This is a genomic window from Nocardia fusca NBRC 14340 (assembly GCF_001618425.1).
In the GTDB taxonomy this organism is placed as follows: domain Bacteria; phylum Actinomycetota; class Actinomycetes; order Mycobacteriales; family Mycobacteriaceae; genus Nocardia; species Nocardia fusca.
The window spans coordinates 47169-64093 of record NZ_BDCU01000036.1; the positions used below are offsets into that span (position 1 = coordinate 47169).

Annotated in this window: 16 protein-coding genes; 10 read left to right on the forward strand and 6 right to left on the reverse strand. The window is 67.8% G+C overall.

Going from position 1 to position 16925, the window contains the following annotated elements; translation table 11 throughout:
• Positions 1-208: 208 nt before the first annotated feature.
• Positions 209-1339 carry an NADH:flavin oxidoreductase gene (locus tag NF4_RS23495; protein WP_063129546.1) on the forward strand — a complete coding sequence of 377 codons (1131 nt, stop codon included), beginning with the start codon at positions 209-211 and terminating at the stop codon, positions 1337-1339.
• Positions 1340-1480: 141 nt separating this feature from the next.
• Here the strand turns inward: NF4_RS23495 and NF4_RS23500 are convergent, their stop codons facing one another.
• Positions 1481-1921 (reverse strand): DUF6069 family protein, encoded by a 441-nt coding sequence (locus tag NF4_RS23500; RefSeq protein WP_063129547.1) that lies wholly within the window; start codon positions 1919-1921, stop codon positions 1481-1483.
• Between the two features lie 289 nt (positions 1922-2210).
• Between NF4_RS23500 and NF4_RS23505 the strand changes: the two genes are divergently transcribed.
• The gene (locus tag NF4_RS23505) at positions 2211-3491 is read left to right on the forward strand and encodes an MFS transporter (RefSeq protein ID WP_232330616.1); all 1281 of its coding nucleotides are present in this window, start codon (positions 2211-2213) and stop codon (positions 3489-3491) included.
• On the opposite strand, the gene NF4_RS23510 is transcribed toward NF4_RS23505, so the two are convergent.
• Positions 3488-4468 (reverse strand): zinc-dependent alcohol dehydrogenase family protein, encoded by a 981-nt coding sequence (locus tag NF4_RS23510; protein ID WP_063129548.1) that lies wholly within the window; start codon positions 4466-4468, stop codon positions 3488-3490. The two genes, NF4_RS23505 and NF4_RS23510, sit on opposite strands and share 4 nt — an antisense overlap.
• A gap of 84 nt (positions 4469-4552) precedes the next feature.
• Here NF4_RS23510 and NF4_RS23515 point away from each other — a divergent pair, with 84 nt between their 5' ends.
• From NF4_RS23515 to NF4_RS39835, 5 genes are all read left to right on the forward strand, one after another.
• Positions 4553-4936: a winged helix-turn-helix transcriptional regulator gene (locus tag NF4_RS23515; RefSeq protein ID WP_063129549.1), complete on the forward strand. Its 384-nt coding sequence runs from the start codon at positions 4553-4555 to the stop codon at positions 4934-4936.
• 134 nt (positions 4937-5070) lie between these two features.
• A complete protein-coding gene (locus NF4_RS23520) occupies positions 5071-5529 on the forward strand; it encodes a nitroreductase/quinone reductase family protein (RefSeq protein WP_063129550.1) in 459 nt (152 codons plus the stop codon).
• Between the two features lie 322 nt (positions 5530-5851).
• Complete coding sequence (locus tag NF4_RS23525; RefSeq protein WP_198165441.1) at positions 5852-6847, forward strand: MCE family protein; 996 nt, start codon at positions 5852-5854, stop codon at positions 6845-6847.
• Positions 6848-6941: 94 nt separating this feature from the next.
• The gene (locus NF4_RS23530) at positions 6942-7493 is read left to right on the forward strand and encodes a hypothetical protein (RefSeq protein WP_063129552.1); all 552 of its coding nucleotides are present in this window, start codon (positions 6942-6944) and stop codon (positions 7491-7493) included.
• Between the two features lie 67 nt (positions 7494-7560).
• Positions 7561-7689 (forward strand): hypothetical protein, encoded by a 129-nt coding sequence (locus NF4_RS39835; RefSeq protein ID WP_269749648.1) that lies wholly within the window; start codon positions 7561-7563, stop codon positions 7687-7689.
• Positions 7690-7714: 25 nt separating this feature from the next.
• Here NF4_RS39835 and NF4_RS23535 read toward each other — a convergent pair whose 3' ends face one another.
• On the reverse strand, positions 7715-8080 hold the full coding sequence (locus NF4_RS23535) for a DUF6223 family protein (protein WP_063129553.1): 366 nt from the start codon (positions 8078-8080) through the stop codon (positions 7715-7717).
• 192 nt (positions 8081-8272) lie between these two features.
• Between NF4_RS23535 and NF4_RS23540 the strand changes: the two genes are divergently transcribed.
• The 3 genes from NF4_RS23540 to NF4_RS23550 all read left to right on the forward strand — a co-directional run bounded on the left by NF4_RS23540 (position 8273) and on the right by NF4_RS23550 (position 11708).
• The gene (locus tag NF4_RS23540; RefSeq protein WP_063129554.1) at positions 8273-9355 is read left to right on the forward strand and encodes a sensor histidine kinase; all 1083 of its coding nucleotides are present in this window, start codon (positions 8273-8275) and stop codon (positions 9353-9355) included.
• Positions 9352-10014: a response regulator gene (locus tag NF4_RS23545; protein ID WP_063129555.1), complete on the forward strand. Its 663-nt coding sequence runs from the start codon at positions 9352-9354 to the stop codon at positions 10012-10014. The genes NF4_RS23540 and NF4_RS23545 overlap by 4 nt, the downstream gene beginning before the upstream one ends.
• A gap of 149 nt (positions 10015-10163) precedes the next feature.
• Positions 10164-11708, forward strand: a complete 1545-nt coding sequence (locus NF4_RS23550; RefSeq protein ID WP_063129566.1) for an acyl-CoA carboxylase subunit beta — start codon at positions 10164-10166, stop codon at positions 11706-11708.
• Between the two features lie 155 nt (positions 11709-11863).
• Here NF4_RS23550 and NF4_RS23555 read toward each other — a convergent pair whose 3' ends face one another.
• The 3 genes from NF4_RS23555 to NF4_RS23565 form a co-directional block, all read right to left on the reverse strand.
• Complete coding sequence (locus NF4_RS23555) at positions 11864-12277, reverse strand: hypothetical protein (RefSeq protein WP_063129556.1); 414 nt, start codon at positions 12275-12277, stop codon at positions 11864-11866.
• Between the two features lie 1929 nt (positions 12278-14206).
• Complete coding sequence (locus tag NF4_RS23560; protein ID WP_063129557.1) at positions 14207-15259, reverse strand: fatty acid desaturase family protein; 1053 nt, start codon at positions 15257-15259, stop codon at positions 14207-14209.
• Between the two features lie 284 nt (positions 15260-15543).
• Positions 15544-16269, reverse strand: a complete 726-nt coding sequence (locus NF4_RS23565) for a hypothetical protein (protein WP_063129558.1) — start codon at positions 16267-16269, stop codon at positions 15544-15546.
• Positions 16270-16925: the final 656 nt, after the last annotated feature.

The window sequence follows — 16925 nt, forward strand, 5'->3', positions numbered from 1 at the left end:
CTCGGCGGCAGAAACTGGGAATCGACCGGTGCGTGTGGGAGGGATCTTCGCGGCGAGGAGCTGCAGTGCGTGGGCCGAGCGGGCCGGTCTCACGGTCCCGGTCATCACCGCACGCGAGGAACAGCCCGCCTGTCCTGAGCCGGGACCGGGCAAGGATCGATGTCACACGACGGAATAGCCGTCGAACGGGCCGACGTTGCATCCGCTTGTGACCGATACATCGCAGCTCGTGGACGGCCTGTTCGAACCGTTCGAGGTGAGGTCGTTACACCTGCGCAATCGATTCGCGATGGCGCCGATGACCCGGATGTTCTCGCCGGACGGAATCCCCACCGTGGACGTCGCCGAATACTATCGGCGGCGCGCCGCGGGCGGTGTCGGACTGATCATCACCGAGGGCACTTACATCCCCGACCCGGCAGCAGGGCCCCATACCTCGGTGCCGCGCCACTACGGGGAACAGAGCCTCGCCGGCTGGAAAGCGGTGGTCGACGCCGTGCACGCGGAGGGCGGGCAGATAATCCCGCAGCTGTGGCATCTCGGGGTCGGCCGCGGTGACAAACCGGAGCTGAATCCCGAGATCGAATCCGTCAGCCCGTCCGGCTTCGGCCTCGACGGCACCGCATCCGGACGTGCACTGACCGCGTCCGACCTCGAGGCATTGCGTGACGCCTGGGTCGGCGCCGCCGTCAACGCGAAGGCCACCGGATTCGACGGCATCGAACTGCACGGTGCACACGGCTACCTGCTCGATCAATTCCTCTGGGACCGAACCAATCTCCGCTCCGACGACTACGGCGGCACGCTCGAGGCCCGCGTTCGCTTTCCGGCCGAGGTCGTCGCGGCGATCCGCGAAGCCGTCGGCCCCGACCTGGCGATCGTGTACCGGTACTCGCAATGGAAATCCAGTGACTACAACGCACGTATCGCGGCGACACCCGACGAACTCGCCCGCGTGCTCGCCCCGCTCGTCCGGGCGGGGGTCGACGTTCTACACCCGTCCACGCGCAGGCACTGGGAACCGGCCTTCCCCGAATTGTCCGGCACGGATGGCAAGCTGGGGCTGGCCGGGTGGACCAAGAAGATCACCGGGCTGCCTACGATCACCGTCGGTTCCGTCGGTCTCGACGAGGTGTTCACCACCTCCTTCACCGGCAGGGGAGATTCCAACGTCACCGGTATCGAACGACTCCTGAAGCAGCACGCAAACGGCGAATTCGATCTCGTCGCACTCGGCCGCGCCCTGCTCGCCGACCCGGAGTGGGTCCGGAAGCTTCGCGAAGGGCGCAGCAACGAACATATCGCCTACCGGCAGGAACACCAGAGAACGCTGACGTAGAACGCGCTCGCGGTGCCGTGGGCCGCGAGACCTCTTCCGACATATCCAGAGACATCGACGAGGGGCGTCCCCGGAACTCATCGGTACAGGCGAGAGAAGGGCCTGCACCCGATGGATGCAGGCCCTTCTCGTCCGCGCATGTCACCCGTGGGTCAGCTTGCGGCGCAAACCCTCGGTGGCGACGACGAGGGCGGGGACCAGGGTCAAGTGCGTGATCGACAGCGCCACCGTGGACGCGGTGTCGAAGTCGGCATTCACGGTCATGCCGATGGTGGCGACGGCGAGCACCGAACCGATCACCGCGGCGACGCGCAGCACACCGATCCACTTGTAGGACAGCAGTACGGCCGCGCCCAGCCCGATCAGCATCGGGACCACGGTCAGCATGATGATTCCGCCGGGGGCGACACTCTGCACCCGGCCCGCGTCGGTCATCTCGAATGTGCCACCGGCGGCCGCGCCGATCAGCCAGACGACCAGGTTGGCCACGAGGGCGGCGCCGATCGCGCCGAAGAGGGCGACGGGACGATTCAGTGCGGGGATACGGGCGGCAGTGCCGGCGAGTGTGGTCGCGATGCTCATGTCGATCTCCTGAAGCTGTGAAGTTCACGTGAGACCATCTTGAAACCTAAACAAATGTTTAGGTCAATACTTTTCGGTACTTTCCCGGCAGAAGCTCCGCGGCGCCGGGGTCGCCGACGGTCGAGGCGACCTTGCCGAGGGTGTGTCCGCGTCCGACGCACTGGGCGGCCTCCCCCGTCGGCACGAACCGACGATCAACAGAGGCGGATCCGGTGCACACCGGACCGCGAGACGGTGATGTCGCGATCCCGCCAGCGCCAGGACCTGCCACTTCCTACTGTCGGCCGGTGTGAATACTGATCCTTCCGCAGGGCCGGATGCCGGCGATCGCCTACGCGGTTCCGTCGTCCTGTTCATGTCCGTCGCGGCCGCACTCGGCACCTCCACGATCTATCCACTGCAACCCGCGATCGCGGATGTGGCGCAATCGCTGAACTCGCAGATCGCCGCGGTCGGACTCGCGCTCGCGTGCGGGCCCGCCGGTTACCTGGCGGGTCTCGGCCTGCTCGTCCCGCTGGTGGACCGCTTCCCACCGGGACGGGTTCTGGCGATCCAGTTCGCCGTCCTGGCAGGAGCGCTGGCGGTATGTGCGGCGGTGGACGATGTGTGGCGACTGGGGATGGTGACCGGTGTGGTCGGAGCATGCTCGGCAGTGGGCGCGGGCCTCAGTTCCGTGGCCGGACGATTCGCTCCGCCGCGTCGGCGCGCGACGATCCTGGGAATCGTGACCGCCGGAATATCGGTGGGGATCCTCGCCGGCCGGATCGCCGGTGGGTGGCTGGCCGACGAAATGGGCTGGCGGGGCATGGTTCTGGTGTTCGCCGCGTTCTGTGCCGTATTCGCGGCATCCTGTGCGGTGGTGCTGCCGGGTGCGCGGGGTGCCGGTGAGCGCGGCTATGGAGCGACTCTGCGCTCGCTCCCCGGGCTGTTCGTGCGATACCCCGAGCTCCGGGTCACGGCGATATGCGGCGCGATGTGGTTCTTCGCGTTCTGCGCGGTGTGGGCCGGGCTCGCGGTCGCCCTCGCGAAGCCGCCGTTCTCCTACTCCGCGGAGCAGATCGGCCTCTACGCGGCGGCCGGGCTGGCGGGTATACCGGCAGCCCGGCTCGCCGGCGCCTGGGCCGACCGGGTGGGCGCCACGCGCGTCGTTCTGGCGGGGCTGGCGCTGGCCGGAACGGCCGCGACCGTCGCGGCATCCACCCTCACCGACACCCTCGTGACACTGGCCTGCCTGGCCCTTTTCGATGCGGGGCTCTTCGCCGCACAGGTGGCGAATCAGAGCACCGTACTATCGATCGACCCTGCCGCTCCGGCGCGGTTCAACAGCGCCTACATGCTGGTGTACTTCGTCGGCGGAAGCCTCGGGTCCGCCGCCGGCGCGGCAGCCGTCGACCGGTTCGGCTGGGCGGCAACGGCTTACCTCGCCGCGGCAGCCGTCGGGATCGCCGCCACGATCGTCGTGACCACGTCTGTTCGACATTCCCGAGCGACCGGCCGATATCCGGTGACTCGGACCGGTCGTCCCGGCGGTGCCGTCGTGCGCGGCGACGCACCCGGACCGACCGGCTAGACCGTGACGACGACCTTCCCGGCATGGATTCCCTTCTCGAAGTGCCGGTGCGCCGCCACGACGTCGTCGAGGCCGAACACCTCGTCGATGGCGGGACGCAGTGCGCCGAGGCGTACACCGGCGTTCATGAAGGCCGCCATACGCCGTACCACCACGGTGTCGAGGGTGTGCTCGAAACTCCGGTAGCCGTGGATCGTGAGCGACGTGCCGTCCGGGAAGGGTGTCGGCCGCGGATCCAGGAAGCCCGCGGCGACCAGCGTCGCGCCGGGGCGGGCCGCCGCCAGGAGATCCTGCTGGCCGGGGCCCATGACGAGGTCGAGGACGATATCGGCGCCGGCCCCGCCGGTGTGGTGACGGACGGCTTCGGCGATGCCCACCCGGTCGGTGGCGATGACAGCGGCGGCGCCGGCGGCGATCAAATCGTCGGTCTTCGCGGCATGCCGAGTGACCGCCAGGGGCACGGCGCCGATCTGATTCGCGATCTGCATCGCCGCCCGGCCGACACCACCGGACGCGGCAGTGACGAGGACATGGTCGCCGGGACGCATCCTCGCCTTCTCGACGAGCGCGCCGTAGGCCGTGGAGTACGCGACCCAGATCGCCGCCGCCTCCGCGACGCCGAGCCCGGCGGGCCGGGCGAGTACCCGGCTCGCGGGGACCGTGGTGTATTCGGCGTAGCTACCCCGGACACTCGCGTCCGGAACGGCCGTCAGGATGACCGGATCACCGGCCTCCAGCCCGGTGATCTCGGGGCCCACCGCGTCGACGAGGCCGGTTCCTTCGACGCCGAGGCGGGCGTGCGGCAGGGCCACGGTCGCGGGCATACTGCCGGAACGCATCATCAGGTCGAGCGGATTGACGGCGAACGCTTCGACCCTGACCCGTACCTCGCCGGCTGCGGGCTCGACGACCGGTTCCTCGACGATGCGCAGGACATCCGGACCGCCGAACCGGTCGAACACAACGACTCGTGACATGGTGATTCCTCCGTATCCAGCGCTGAATGCGCTGTACCAGAACGCTACGGAGCCGTGCGTTACCTCCTGGTACCTTCGAATTCCATGCAGAACACCGCCGCACCGGCCTTCCTGGCCGACTGCCCCACCCGCCTGGCGGTCGAGATCATCTCCGACAAGTGGGCCGTGCTCGTGCTCTTCGGGCTCAGCCGGCAACCTCGCAGGCACGGGGAGCTCGTCGACCTCATCGGCGGCATCTCCCGCAAGGTCCTCACCCAGACGCTGCGCCGACTCCAGCAGTACGGTCTGGTCGAACGTCATGCCGAAGCGCCACGGCGGGTCGTGTACAGCCTCACCGACCTCGGGGGGACCCTGGTCGAGCCCATCGAGGTCCTGACGAGCTGGGCGCGGGACCACGGCGGGGCCATCGCCGACTTCCAGGAGGCGAACCGGAACGTTGCCTCGGATCGGGCACGCCCGGCGAGTTGATCCCGACGATGGCCGGACCCACCCGAGTACTCCCCCAGGACCCGACCGGATGCATTCGAGAACTGGAGTGCAGTGTGCGGTACCGAACCGTTCCCGGCCGGGCGCGACGGAGTGCGGCGACTAATATTCCGCAGATGTCGTTGCCGAATGATATGCGTGCGTTCAATCGGTCCGTGGTCGAGAATTTCCGCGCCGGAGGCGGAACGATCACGATGGAGGGGATGCTGAAGGGATCCGACCTCGTTCTACTGACCACCGTCGGCAGGAGTAGCGGACGGCAACATATCGTGCCGCTCGGGTACCTGACCGACGGTGACGATCGAATCGTGTTGTGGGCGTCCAATATGGCCGCCGCCGAACACCCGGCGTGGTACCGGAATCTGGTCGCCGAGCCGCAGGTCATCGTGGAGCGGCCCACCCCGGCGGGTATCGATCTGTTCACCGGTACCGCGCACACCGCCGCGGGGGCCGAGCGGGAGCGGCTGTTCGCGATGCTGGCAGACCGGTTCCCACATATGGCCGCACATCAGCAGCAGACCGAACGGGAGATTCCGCTCGTGGTGGTGGAACGAGTGTCGGGCCGCGCCGATTAGAGTGTCGGGTCGCGCACCTGCAGGTCGTCGCGGACGGCCCGTAGGCCCTCGGCTCGTCCGGCCGGCGAGCTCGTGCCGAGAGCTGGTCGGCGGCAGCCGATCTCGCTTCACCGAGAAATGCTCGCCATGATTCTGGACCTGGGTCTGCCACCGGTCGTGCCATAGGGTTCGGTCGCCCTTGCCTGTCACCGGCCACCGGAACTGCGGGACCGCCTCGTCGTCGCGGCGTCCCCGGTCGGCCGACCGGCTCGAGCGCAGCTCGAATCGTCGCCGGCACCGCGCCGCACATCGTATGGCCGGCCGACTTCCCAGAAGGAGTCCGATGTCCTCCGTGCGTGGCCCCGCGATCGGGTTGTCCGTCTTCGGTGTTGTCGCAGTGTGTTGCCTGAGCCTGGTCATGACCTCCGCGCGTGGACCGGCCACCGAGGTCGACACCGAATACGCGGCCGTCTTCAGCGATACCTCCGGGCTCACCGCCGGCAGCGGTGTCCAGCTGGCCGGAGCCCGGATCGGAACGGTCACCACGATCGATGTCGCCGACGACGCCACGGCCCGGGTGGGGTTCACCCTGGGCCACGACCGGACGGTCCGGGACACCACGCACGCCGCGGTCCGCTATCAGAGCCTGCTCGGGCAGTACTACCTGGAACTGTTCGAGTCCGGCCCAGGAGGGACCGTGCTCGCCTCCGGGGCCACGATTCCGCGCGAGCGGACCACGCCGAGTGTCGACGTCTCGCGGCTGTTCGACGGATTCCGGCCATTGTTCACCGCGCTCGACATCGAGGAGCTGGGTCGGGTGGCGGAGAACGTGGGCCGGGTCCTCCAGGGCGACGGTGCGGGTATCGGACCGGTACTGACGGCGCTGGGCGACCTGCTCCAGTACGCGACGAACGAGCACGCGGCCGTGGCGGTGTTCATTCACAATCTGGGGAAGATCGCCACCGAGGTCGGCGGTATCGCCGAACAGGTCGGCGTACTGATCGAGGGGATCGCCGCCCTGGTAGGGCTGTTCGACGACGCCGCGAAACTGGTGAACTCGCTGTTCGCGGAGGATTCGAGCCTGGATTCGGAAGGCGGACTCCTCGCCGAGCCGGAATCTCTTTCCGAAGACGCCTACCCGGCGCTGCACGAGCAGTTGCGCGTACTCGCTTCTCGCCCCGACCAGCTCGTGGAGGTCCTGTCGCTGAAGCCGGAACTGATCAACGGCTTGAACTCGGACCAGCCGGGAGGAAGCGCGGAATCCGCGGCCACCTGTCCGACCTGGCCGGTGGCTCCGGCCGGCGTCGCCGGAACGCAGCAACGGGCGGTGTGCCGATGAAGCACACCCGACCGGGCCGGATCGAATCCAGGCCCTCCCCTATCGGCGACTACCCGTGCCGCACCGGCACTCCCGTAGTGAGTGAGGACCCTCGGTGAGCGATACCTCGCAGACCGGCGAACAGCGGAAACTCGATGAACAGCGCGCACCCGGTTCGTTGGCCACCGTATCGGCGTGGGGACTCGCCGCGGTCGCGTTCGTCGTCCTGGCGGCACTTCTCGGCTGGCGCTGGTACTCCGCCCAGCACGAGCTCGACGACCTACGCGGCCGCATCACCGATCGCGACCGGGTGGCCGCCGTCGCCGCCGACTACACGAAACGTTCGCTGACCTACGACTTCCGCAGCCTCGACGCTTTTTTCGCCGGTGTCCGGCAGGGAACGACGGCCGCGTTCGCCCACCGTTACGACACCGTCGGCGACACACTCGCGAAAGTCATGACCGAGGCCGAGGTCGTCGCCCAGGGCGAGGTCGTGAGCACCGCGGTCGAGGCCGTCGACGCGGACAACTACATCGTCACCGTTTTCGCTACCCAGCAGACCCGCAACGTCCGGCATCCGGAACCGGTCGGCGCACCCACCCTGGTGACCGTCGGTGTGCAGCGCGTCGGCGACGAATGGCTCGTCGCCGACTACCGCCCGCGATGAGGCGCTCATCGCGGGCCTGACCTGAAACCCGCTGGCCGATTCTCGGCGCCGCGCTCACCGGTGGCTCATGTCGGCGGCGGACCTGGTGGCACAGCACGCGATTCCCGACGTAACCCTCCCGGTGGGTGCCGTCACCGTCTGCCTCGGTGGCGCGTACCTGGTCTGGCTGCTCCTCCGCGAGACCCGGCGCTGGTGAGCGACACCGAGCGTCCGCTGCGTCCTCATCCGCCATTCCCGGAGGTGGTGGGCGAGAGCCGATTCCGCCACAGCGCGAACGCACCGAGGACCGCGGCCACCGATCCGATGGTCAGGGCGAGGAAGCCGCCGACGATCCCGTATCCGGTGCCGGGCCCGCCTTCGGCGGCGAGGACGACCAGCCCACCGAGCACCAGACCGGCCGACCCGGCCACGAGTGCGACGACCGCCGAGCGGCGTCCGGCGCGGCGGATGACGGCGCGGGCGCCGATCACCACACCCACGAGTCCCACCGCAACACCCACCAGGGACCATAGACGTCCGGTGGTCAACCCGGAGGCGTCCGACTGCGCCAGGATCTCCGAGGTGACGAGTAGCTGACGAACGGACATGACGTCCTCCTTCTCCGACGACCGATATGTGGGCCATCGTCGCCGCCGAATGCGCCTCCGGTCATCGTGCGCACGGAGGCATTCCGGTTGCCGCCGGGGGCGTAGGTAGCGGCGGGAGTACTGCGTCCGCAGTAGCCGGTGATCATCGCCGTGCACGACTTCCCCGCGCGAACATCGGGCTAGGGTGCATGAATGGAAAGGCTCCGGAACTGGGCGATCGCCGCGGGTATCGCGGTGTTCCAGCTGGTCTCCGGGTTGTCCGGGCCGCCGGTCGGCTGGGTGCTGCTCGTCGTCGGCGGGCTGGCACCGGGCGCCACCGGCCGGGCGCCGGTTGCCGTGCTGGCCGTGACTGGGTCGACCGCGTTGGCGTATTCGGCCCTCGGGGTGGACGTACCCGCGGTCGCGTTCCTGGTCGCCGTGTACGCGGCGGTCCGCGCCGGGCGCTGGGTGGCGGCCGTGGCGGGATCGGTGGTCATGGTGGCGGCCATGCCCGTGGCGCTGCTGGTTTCGCCGCGCGGACTGCTCGTGAGCGAGGCCCTCATGGAGTCCCGGGACGTGCTGCAGTTGGCGTGGCTGGTCGCCGCGGGCGCGGCGGGCGAAGCCTTGCGGCAGGCCGAGCGGCGCGCCGACGAGGCCGAACGTACCCGGGAGGAGACCGCGCGGCGCCGGGCCGACGAAGAGCGATTGCATATCGCGCGGGAGCTGCACGATTCGCTGACCCACCAGATTTCGGTGATCAAAGTACAGGCCGAGGTAGCCGTCCACTCGGCCCGCCGGCGCGGCGAGCAGGTGCCCGATGCGCTGTCGGCGATCCTGGAGGCCGGTCGCGAGGCATCCCGGGAGCTGCGGGCCACCCTGGCGGTCCTGCGGGACGACCGCCCACCGTCGTACGGACTCGATCATGTCGCGGAGCTGGTGGACCGGGTCCGCGCCACCGGTCTGGATACGACATTGACGGTTGCCGGGCGGCGCGACACTCTGCCGGTGGCCGTGGACCGGACCGCGTACCGCATCGTCCAGGAGTCGCTGACCAACATCACCCGGCACTCCGCCGCCGGGACCGCGACAGTCCGTATCGATTACCGCCCGGACGCTGTAATGATCCGGGTGGACGACGACGGTCGAGCCACGCCGGACATAACGGCCGAGCCGGGTGTCGGACTGCTGGGGATGCGTGAACGGGTCACCGCCCTCGGCGGCCGGTTACACGCCGCGCCCCGCAGCGAGGGCGGTTTCACCGTCCGAGCCGAACTGCCCGTGGAGCGGACGCCGTGATCCGTGTCCTGCTGATCGACGACCAGCCGCTGATCCGCAGCGGTTTCCGGGCGCTGCTCGAGCTGGAAGACGATATCGAGGTCGTGGCCGAGGCGGCCGATGGCGCGCGGGGCGTCGAGCTGGCTCGCGCACACCGGCCCGATATCGCGCTGGTGGACATCCAGATGCCGGTCGTGGACGGCATCGAGGCGACCCGGCGTATCGCCGCGGACCCGGCCCTGGCCGGGGTGCACGTGGTGATCCTGACCAACTACGGTCTCGACGAGCACGTCTTCGACGCCCTGCGCGCGGGCGCGGCCGGATTCCTGGTCAAGGACATCCACCCGGAGGACTTCCTGCACGCCGTCCGGGTCGCGGCCCGCGGTGACGCGCTGCTCGCGCCGTCGATCACGCGCAAGCTGATCGACCGGTACGTCAGCCGGCCGCCGGCCCCGGAGGTGATCGCCGGAACGACCGAGCTGACCGCCCGGGAGCGGGAGGTGGTCGTCCTCGTCGCGCGCGGCCTTTCGAACAATGAGATAGCCGCCCACCTGGTGATCAGCCCGCTGACCGCCAAAACCCACGTCAACCGGGCCATGACCAAACTTCACGCCCGCGACCGGGCCCAATTGGTGGTCCTGGCCTACGAATCCGGCCTCGTGATCCCGCGCCGGGCGTGATCTGCTCGCTCCCGCGCACCGGCGTCCGGCGCCCGACCGGGCCGACATCGGTGAGAGCTCACAAACCCGCACCACAGAGAGTCCGGGTACGGTGACACCCACCCCCGATCACGGTGCGGTATTCCTGCTGAGAAATGAGGATGTACCCGATGACCTCTACCGCCGAAAAACTGGCCGACCTGCGTAAGAAACTCGAGCTCGCGCAGGAGCCGGCCGGAGAGGCGGGAGCCGCCAAACGAGCACGTAAGGGCATACCGTCCGCCCGCGACCGCATCGAGATGCTGCTGGACCCGGGCACCTTCGTGGAGATCGGTGCTCTCGTGCGAAACCCGGCGGACAAGGACGCCCTCTACGGAGACGGGGTGGTCACCGGGCGTGGCCTGGTGGACGGCCGGCCCGTCGCGGTGTTCTCCCATGACCAGACCGTGTACGGCGGCACCATCGGCGAGATGTTCGGCCGCAAGGTCGCCGCGATCATGGACCTGGCGGGGCGCATGGGCTGTCCGCTGGTCGGTATCAACGATTCGGGCGGCGCGCGCGTCCAGGAGGCCGTGACGTCGCTGCGCTGGTACGGCGAGTTGGCGACCAAGATGGAACCGCTCTCGGGGGCGGTACCGATGGTCTCGCTGATCCTGGGTAACTGCGCGGCCGGCGCGGTCTACCAGCCGATCTGCACCGATGTCGTGGTCGCCACGAAGAGCGCGCACATGTTCGTCACCGGGCCCAAGATCATCGAGGACGCCATCGGCGAGAAGGTGGACATGGAGGAGCTGGGCGGTGCGTACAACCAGGCCGCCTACGGCAATATCCACCATGTGGCCGAGGACGAGGCGGCGGCCTTCGCGTGGGTCCGCAACTACCTGAGCTACCTGCCGTCGAGCGCTGTCGAACTGCCGCCGATCGTGAACCCCGGACTGGAGCCGGAGGTCACCGAATCCGATCTGGCGCTGAACACGCTGGTCCCCGACTCGGACAACGCGGTCTACGATATGCACGACGTGCTGTTGCGTATCTTCGACGACGGCGAGTTCCACGAGATCGGTGCGGCCGCCACCAAGAACCTGATCACCGGTTTCGCCCGCGTCGACGGTCACCCGGTGGGTGTGGTCGCCAACCAGCCGACCGTGCTGGCGGGCGCGCTCGACGCCAAGGCCGGCGACAAGGCCGCGCATTTCATCCATATCTGCAACGCCTTCGAGATCCCACTGGTGCTGGTGGTCGACACCCCCGGCTTCCTGCCCGGCGTAGAACAGGAGAAGGTGGGCGTCATCAAGCGCGGCGGCCGGTTCCTGTTCGCCTATGTGGAGGCCACCGTCCCCAAGGTGACCGTGGTGGTCCGCAAGGCCTACGGCGGCGGGTGGGCGGTCATGGGCGCCAAAGCTCTCGGCTGCGATATCTACCTGGCCTGGCCGACCGCGCGTATCGCGGTCATGGGGGCCGAGAGCGCGGTGGGCCTGACCCAGCGCAAGGTCCTCGACGCGACCCCCGAGGATCAGCGCGCCGCGCTGCGGCAGCAGATGATCGACTTCTACAACGCGACCGTCGCGACCCCGTGGATCGCGGCCGAACGCGGCTACATCGATAGCGTGATCGAGCCGTCGGCCACCCGGCTGGAGCTCCGGCGGGCCCTGCATCTGCTCCGCGACAAGAAGGTCATCCGTTACCCGCGCAAACATCATCTGCTGCCCCTGTGAAACAGCTGCCCAACCGGCCCCGGCTCAGCAACACCGGTGCCGGTTCGGTATGACCTGCTACGCCCGTCCCGGGCGCTCGGGATCAGATGCGCTTGTTCACCGGGTACGCCGAGGTCGCACTGCCCGCACCAGCGGGCAGCACCTCCGCCTTCCGCTCAGGCAGGCACGGTTGTATCGCCAGGCGGGTCACCCGTCATCGGCACGGACGCTCCTGGACCCAGCTCCTCGGGCGCGGGCAGTTCGATGCCGGGTGGGTGCACGAAACCGGCGAACCCTCCGAGCCCTTCCGCACCCTCCGCGATAACAGCTCCGATGGGTGTCAGCTCGCCCTTGATGATGACATCTACGTCCCCACCTTCCGGGTCGCCTTCCTTCTTCTGAACCCGCACCATCGCCGATCCGTTGTCGAACGTGATGACATCGCCACTCATCAGATCGTTCGGGTCGACCGGTTCAAGTGCCTTTTCGTCGGTCCACTCGGCATCCGTACCGGCGTAGGCAGCCTTCGCGTCGGTCGTGCTCTTGTTGCTGTACGCCTTTTCGTAGGCGTCGGCGACGCTCGCCGACACTGTCTCGGTGACGCCGTCTCCAGCGTGGGTGTACACAACGCTGCGGCGGTCGCCTCGCGCCGCTGCGGGAGAGGAAGGCGCAGCCGACCGCGGTGCGGTCTCACCGGCCTGCCGTCGTGGATCCGTCACCGGTGATTCGTCGGCCGATGGCTGGGGGGACTGCGCGGTGACCGCCTGTTGCGCAGGTGGCGGCGCACAGGGGTGAACTGCGTTCCTGGCGCGGAATCGTGAGGCCGGCCGGGATCGTTCTCGCTGCTTTCGTCCGGGGCGGGATCGGTCGGCCCGGGATCGGCCGGCCCGGAATCCGGCAGGTTCGACAGCAGCAACGGCAGCAGCAGACCGGCCGGATCGAGTCCTTGTCCTCCGCTGAGCGGAACCCCAGGGGCGGTTCGGTCTGTTCCCGAGCTTGCTCGGGACGGCGAGCTGCTCTCGGGATGGGAGTTCTCTTCCGAAACTCCACCAGATGAGTCGCCGACGCCGGGGTCAGATGTTGGTGCGGGGGCGGAACCGAGTGCTGATCCCTGCTCGACACCGGCGGGAACCGCACCACCGAGCCCCATGTAGGCCGGATCGGCCACAGCACCCGCTGAACCCGAATCGCCGGCACCACCTTCCGAACCCGAATCGCCGGTACTACCCTCGAGCTCATCACTGCATCTCTCCGGTTCGACCACGGCCGCCGATTCAGGCCGAGTTTCGACTGCCGACCGGCGGTAAAGCGTTTGATCGAATACCGCGTCGGATTGCCCCCAGCAAATCCACGCTAACCGCGTCGCAGTGCTTCTTCAACTACAGAGAATGTAAAGAGAATACGCGCGCGTAGCTGTCCGCAACCGGGAGCTCGGCGTCGGACCGCACGCTCACAGACCCGGCCGGCCCGGTGGGGGCCACGGCGCTACTGGGCTCATCTGCGCAGGTTGCACCTACAACCAGGCCCTTTCAGCGAATAGCGAACGAGCCTGTGTCGTCGTACCTGTTCCGCTCCGGGCCCCTCCCCGCCCGCCGCTCCCGGTGGATCGCCGGAATTATTCAGCCGACCTTCCGACCTGCCCCTGCTGTGGAATTTACAATTTCCGAACAAAGCGAGGAAGGAACGTCAGGAGGTGCGATTTCTGTTCGAATTTCCGATGTCGCCGGAGCGGTAGTCCCATACCTACCACTCGCGTACATTCCGGTAGGCCATCCGTTATTCTGCCGGGATACGTACTATCCGAAGACGAGGACACTGCGCATCTACCGGTAGGTCGATGAATTGCCACGGATACTCGACGCCGGTCCGCCCGAGGAAGGCCGAGTCGCCGGCCGGGGCATGGTATCCACCACACGGATCGGCAGCCGGGCGGCTACGGCTTTCCCCCTCCGCGACCTACGCGTACCCCACCGACGACCCGAACACGGGCAGAGGTCGACGAACTCGTCCCGCCTCGGCCGTCACCCCCCGGTTCCGCCTCAGAGGTGAGTGAACGGACGCGCGCGCTTCGGGCCCACTGGAAGTGCCGGTGGCGGGCGGTGTAACGAAATCGGCAGCGTCGCCGAAAGACGAAGCGGCGCATGTGATCGAAGTGATGCGCGGGACTCGAACGGTGTTCCGTAGTGGACGCCGATCGACGACTGGGACCGACAAACGAAAGAGTTCGCTATGCCTGGCTTCCTGAAATACATTATCTTCCTGAACATGCTGGGCATGCTCGCCGGTACCTATTACTGAACCGGCCACCGCAAGGCAGGATCCGATCGAGGTTCTGTCGACGTCGACGAGACAAGGGACCTGGACGAGCCCATTTCGTCGAAGAGGTAGCGGCGCTATGCGGCGATCCGGGATATTCGCTCCGGTCGGCGGTCACCTGAGATCGAGAGTACTCACGGCTTCGAGCGAGCGGCTCGAGATGTACTCGAGCCGCATCCCGGATCGACCGCAGAGCTGCCGGTTCACTCGGCAGTGCGTAGGGGTGTGCCGACATGGTGCAGGTGCCTCAGCGCCTCCCGATAAGAAGCGAACAGCCCTGTCTCATGGTATGGAACGCCGATCTCCGAGCAGTAGTCGCGAACGATCACTTGGGCATGCCGCAAATTCGGCGTCGGCATGCTCGGGAACAAGTGGTGCTCGATCTGATAGTTGAGCCCACCCAGGGCGACATCGGTCAGTACGCCGCCCCGCACGTTCCGGGAGGTCAGCACCTGCCGACGGAGGAAGTCGGGACGGCTCTTCCCGGTCAGCGTCGGCATACCCTTGTGGTTGGGGGCGAAGGCGCAACCCATGTACAGGCCGAACAGCGCCTGATGGACAGCGACGAACGCGAAGGCTGTGCTCGCGGGCAGAACCGCGAACACGGTGACCAAGTAGCCGGCGAAGTGACCGAAGAGCAGCGCGCCTTCCAGAACACGATGTTTGATCGATCGCTTGCCGAGCGCTCGTACCCCCGCCACATGAAGGTTCAGACCCTCCAGCAGCAACAGCGGGAAGAACAGATACGCCTGCGCCCTACCGATGAGACGGGGCAGACCTCGACTGGCCATGGCCTGCCGTTGTGACCAGATCAGAATGTCGGGCGCGACATCGGGGTCGAGTTCCTCATGGTTCGGGTTCGCGTGATGCCGGGTGTGTTTGTCCTGCCACCAGCCGTAGGCCAGGCCTACCCCGGCGTTGCCGACGACTCGGCCCACGATTTCCGTGAGCCGCCGTTGCCGGAAGACCTGACGGTGTGCCACATCGTGCATGACGAGTGCGACCTGAGCGAACGTCACAGCCATGAACGCCGCCACCGCGAGCGTCCACCACGAGTCGCCGACGAGGATGAATGCCGCCCAGCCGATCACGAACGCGGCCCCGACGAGACCGAACCGGACCGCGTAGTAGAAGGGACGCGGGTTCATCAGGCCCGCGTCGGAGATCCGGCGCAGCAAGCGAGCGTAATCACCGCCGTTGCCACGTCGGCCCGATGACCGGGGAGAAAGATCGGGATTCAGGGCCGGAATCGTCATAGAGGAGCTTCCTGGGAGATGAGCCGGAGACGCCACCTGCGCTCGGCTTGGGTACCCGCCGGTCGATTTCTGCCGGAGAGCTTATCCGGCCGGCGCCGCTCGGTCTGCGGAAACGGGTGCGGGTTTCGTTCCAACCGAGGCTATCGACCGTTTTCTCGCCGCGGGTAATCCCGTGGTATGAGAATCGATCGCACTGCGGTGTGAGATCTGTGTTCCACCGAGCCGTACGAGTTCCGGCGATCCCGCGATGGTACGGGCAATCGGCCGGCGGAGCCGGTTCCCGATCAGACGGGCACCGTCGCGTCACCGGACTCCGCACCCGGCGACCTCTGCTCGGTGACACCGGCGCTCCCCTCCGTCGACCCGGGCGGTGCGATACCGGGCGGACGCCGGAAACCGGCGAACCGGCCGAGTTCACCGGCGCCATCGGCCATCACCTCCGCGATCGGCGTCAACTCGCCCTTGATGATGACTTCTACGATGCCACCTTCCGGATCGCCTTCTTCAGGTTGCACCCGTACCACGGCCGATCCGTCGTCGAAGGTGATGAGGTCACCGCTCGCCAGATCGCTCGGGTCGACCGGTTCCAATTCTTTCTCGTCGAGCCACTCGGCATCGGTACCGGTGTAGGCGGCCTTTCCATCGGTACCTTCCTTGTTGCTGTACGCCGCTTCATAAGCGTCAGCGACACTCGGCCATACCCGCTCGGTGACGCCGTCCCCGGTATGGGTATACGGGATACGTCCGTCCTCGTCCGGCGCCTTTTCGACGGTCGGAGCCGTCGTCCGCGGTGCGTTCGCGTCATCCTGCGGTCCGGGATCCGCCGCCGTTGTCGCCTCACCAGGCATCGGCTGGACCGGCAGTGTGTTGATCGCCGGTTGAACGGGCTGCGGAGCGGCGGGCGGACCTCCCTGCTGCGGGCCGGAATCGCGATGCCGGTCGTGATCGTATTCCTGGTCCGCGTCCGGACCGGTATCGGCGAGGCCGGGATCCTGGAAGTTCGACATCATCAGGGGAAGCAGCAGACTGGAAGGATCGAATTGCGGCCCCCCAGCAGGCGGAACAGCCGAGGACGGCGGGTCCATCCCGATACTGCCCGGAGACGGCGCGTTGTCGTGCGTGCGGGAGATCTCCGCCGCTGTGTCGTCCGACGAGCGGTCGCCGGAGCCGGTGTCCGAGGCGACACCTGTGTCTGCACCGGGACCGCGATCGGTACCGGTAGAACCTGTACCGGCGGCGCCCGCAGGACTCGACCCCGCCACGGCACCCCACGAGCCGGAATTCGCCCCAGCAGCTTGGAAACCCGGGGCCGAAGCAGCAACCGGCGAACCCGCAGCCGGAGCAACTGGCGAATCCGATCCCGGCCGCTCCGAACCCGAACTCGAACCCTCCGAACCCGAGCCCTCCGTACCCGAGCTCGAACCCTCCGAACCCGAATCCGCACCCTCCGAACCCGAACCCGAACCCGAACCCTCCGAACCCGAGCCCTCCGTACCCGAGCCCTCCGAACCCGAATCCGCACCCTCCGAACCGGAACTCGAGTTCGAGTCCGAAAAAGCGTCGATGGCGTAGAGACCAGCACCCACGGCAACAGCACCCACGGCAACGGCACCAACAGTCTTGAGGCTCCGGCCGGCACCGGAACCGGCACCGGAACCGGAACCGG

Excerpts from the sequence above, each read along its gene's own strand:
- NF4_RS23520 (WP_063129550.1), top strand. The coding sequence starts at position 5,071 with ATGTCGTTGCCGAATGATATGCGTGCGTTCAATCGGTCCGTGGTCGAG.
- NF4_RS23540 (WP_063129554.1), top strand. The coding sequence starts at position 8,273 with ATGGAAAGGCTCCGGAACTGGGCGATCGCCGCGGGTATCGCGGTGTTC.
- NF4_RS23565 (WP_063129558.1), bottom strand. The coding sequence starts at position 16,269 with ATGATGTCGAACTTCCAGGATCCCGGCCTCGCCGATACCGGTCCGGAC.
- NF4_RS23550 (WP_063129566.1), top strand. The coding sequence starts at position 10,164 with ATGACCTCTACCGCCGAAAAACTGGCCGACCTGCGTAAGAAACTCGAG.
- NF4_RS39835 (WP_269749648.1), top strand. The coding sequence starts at position 7,561 with ATGTCGGCGGCGGACCTGGTGGCACAGCACGCGATTCCCGACGTAACC.
- NF4_RS23535 (WP_063129553.1), bottom strand. The coding sequence starts at position 8,080 with ATGTCCGTTCGTCAGCTACTCGTCACCTCGGAGATCCTGGCGCAGTCG.
- NF4_RS23510 (WP_063129548.1), bottom strand. The coding sequence starts at position 4,468 with ATGTCACGAGTCGTTGTGTTCGACCGGTTCGGCGGTCCGGATGTCCTG.
- NF4_RS23500 (WP_063129547.1), bottom strand. The coding sequence starts at position 1,921 with ATGAGCATCGCGACCACACTCGCCGGCACTGCCGCCCGTATCCCCGCA.
- NF4_RS23560 (WP_063129557.1), bottom strand. The coding sequence starts at position 15,259 with ATGACGATTCCGGCCCTGAATCCCGATCTTTCTCCCCGGTCATCGGGC.
- NF4_RS23525 (WP_198165441.1), top strand. The coding sequence starts at position 5,852 with ATGTCCTCCGTGCGTGGCCCCGCGATCGGGTTGTCCGTCTTCGGTGTT.
- NF4_RS23515 (WP_063129549.1), top strand. The coding sequence starts at position 4,553 with ATGCAGAACACCGCCGCACCGGCCTTCCTGGCCGACTGCCCCACCCGC.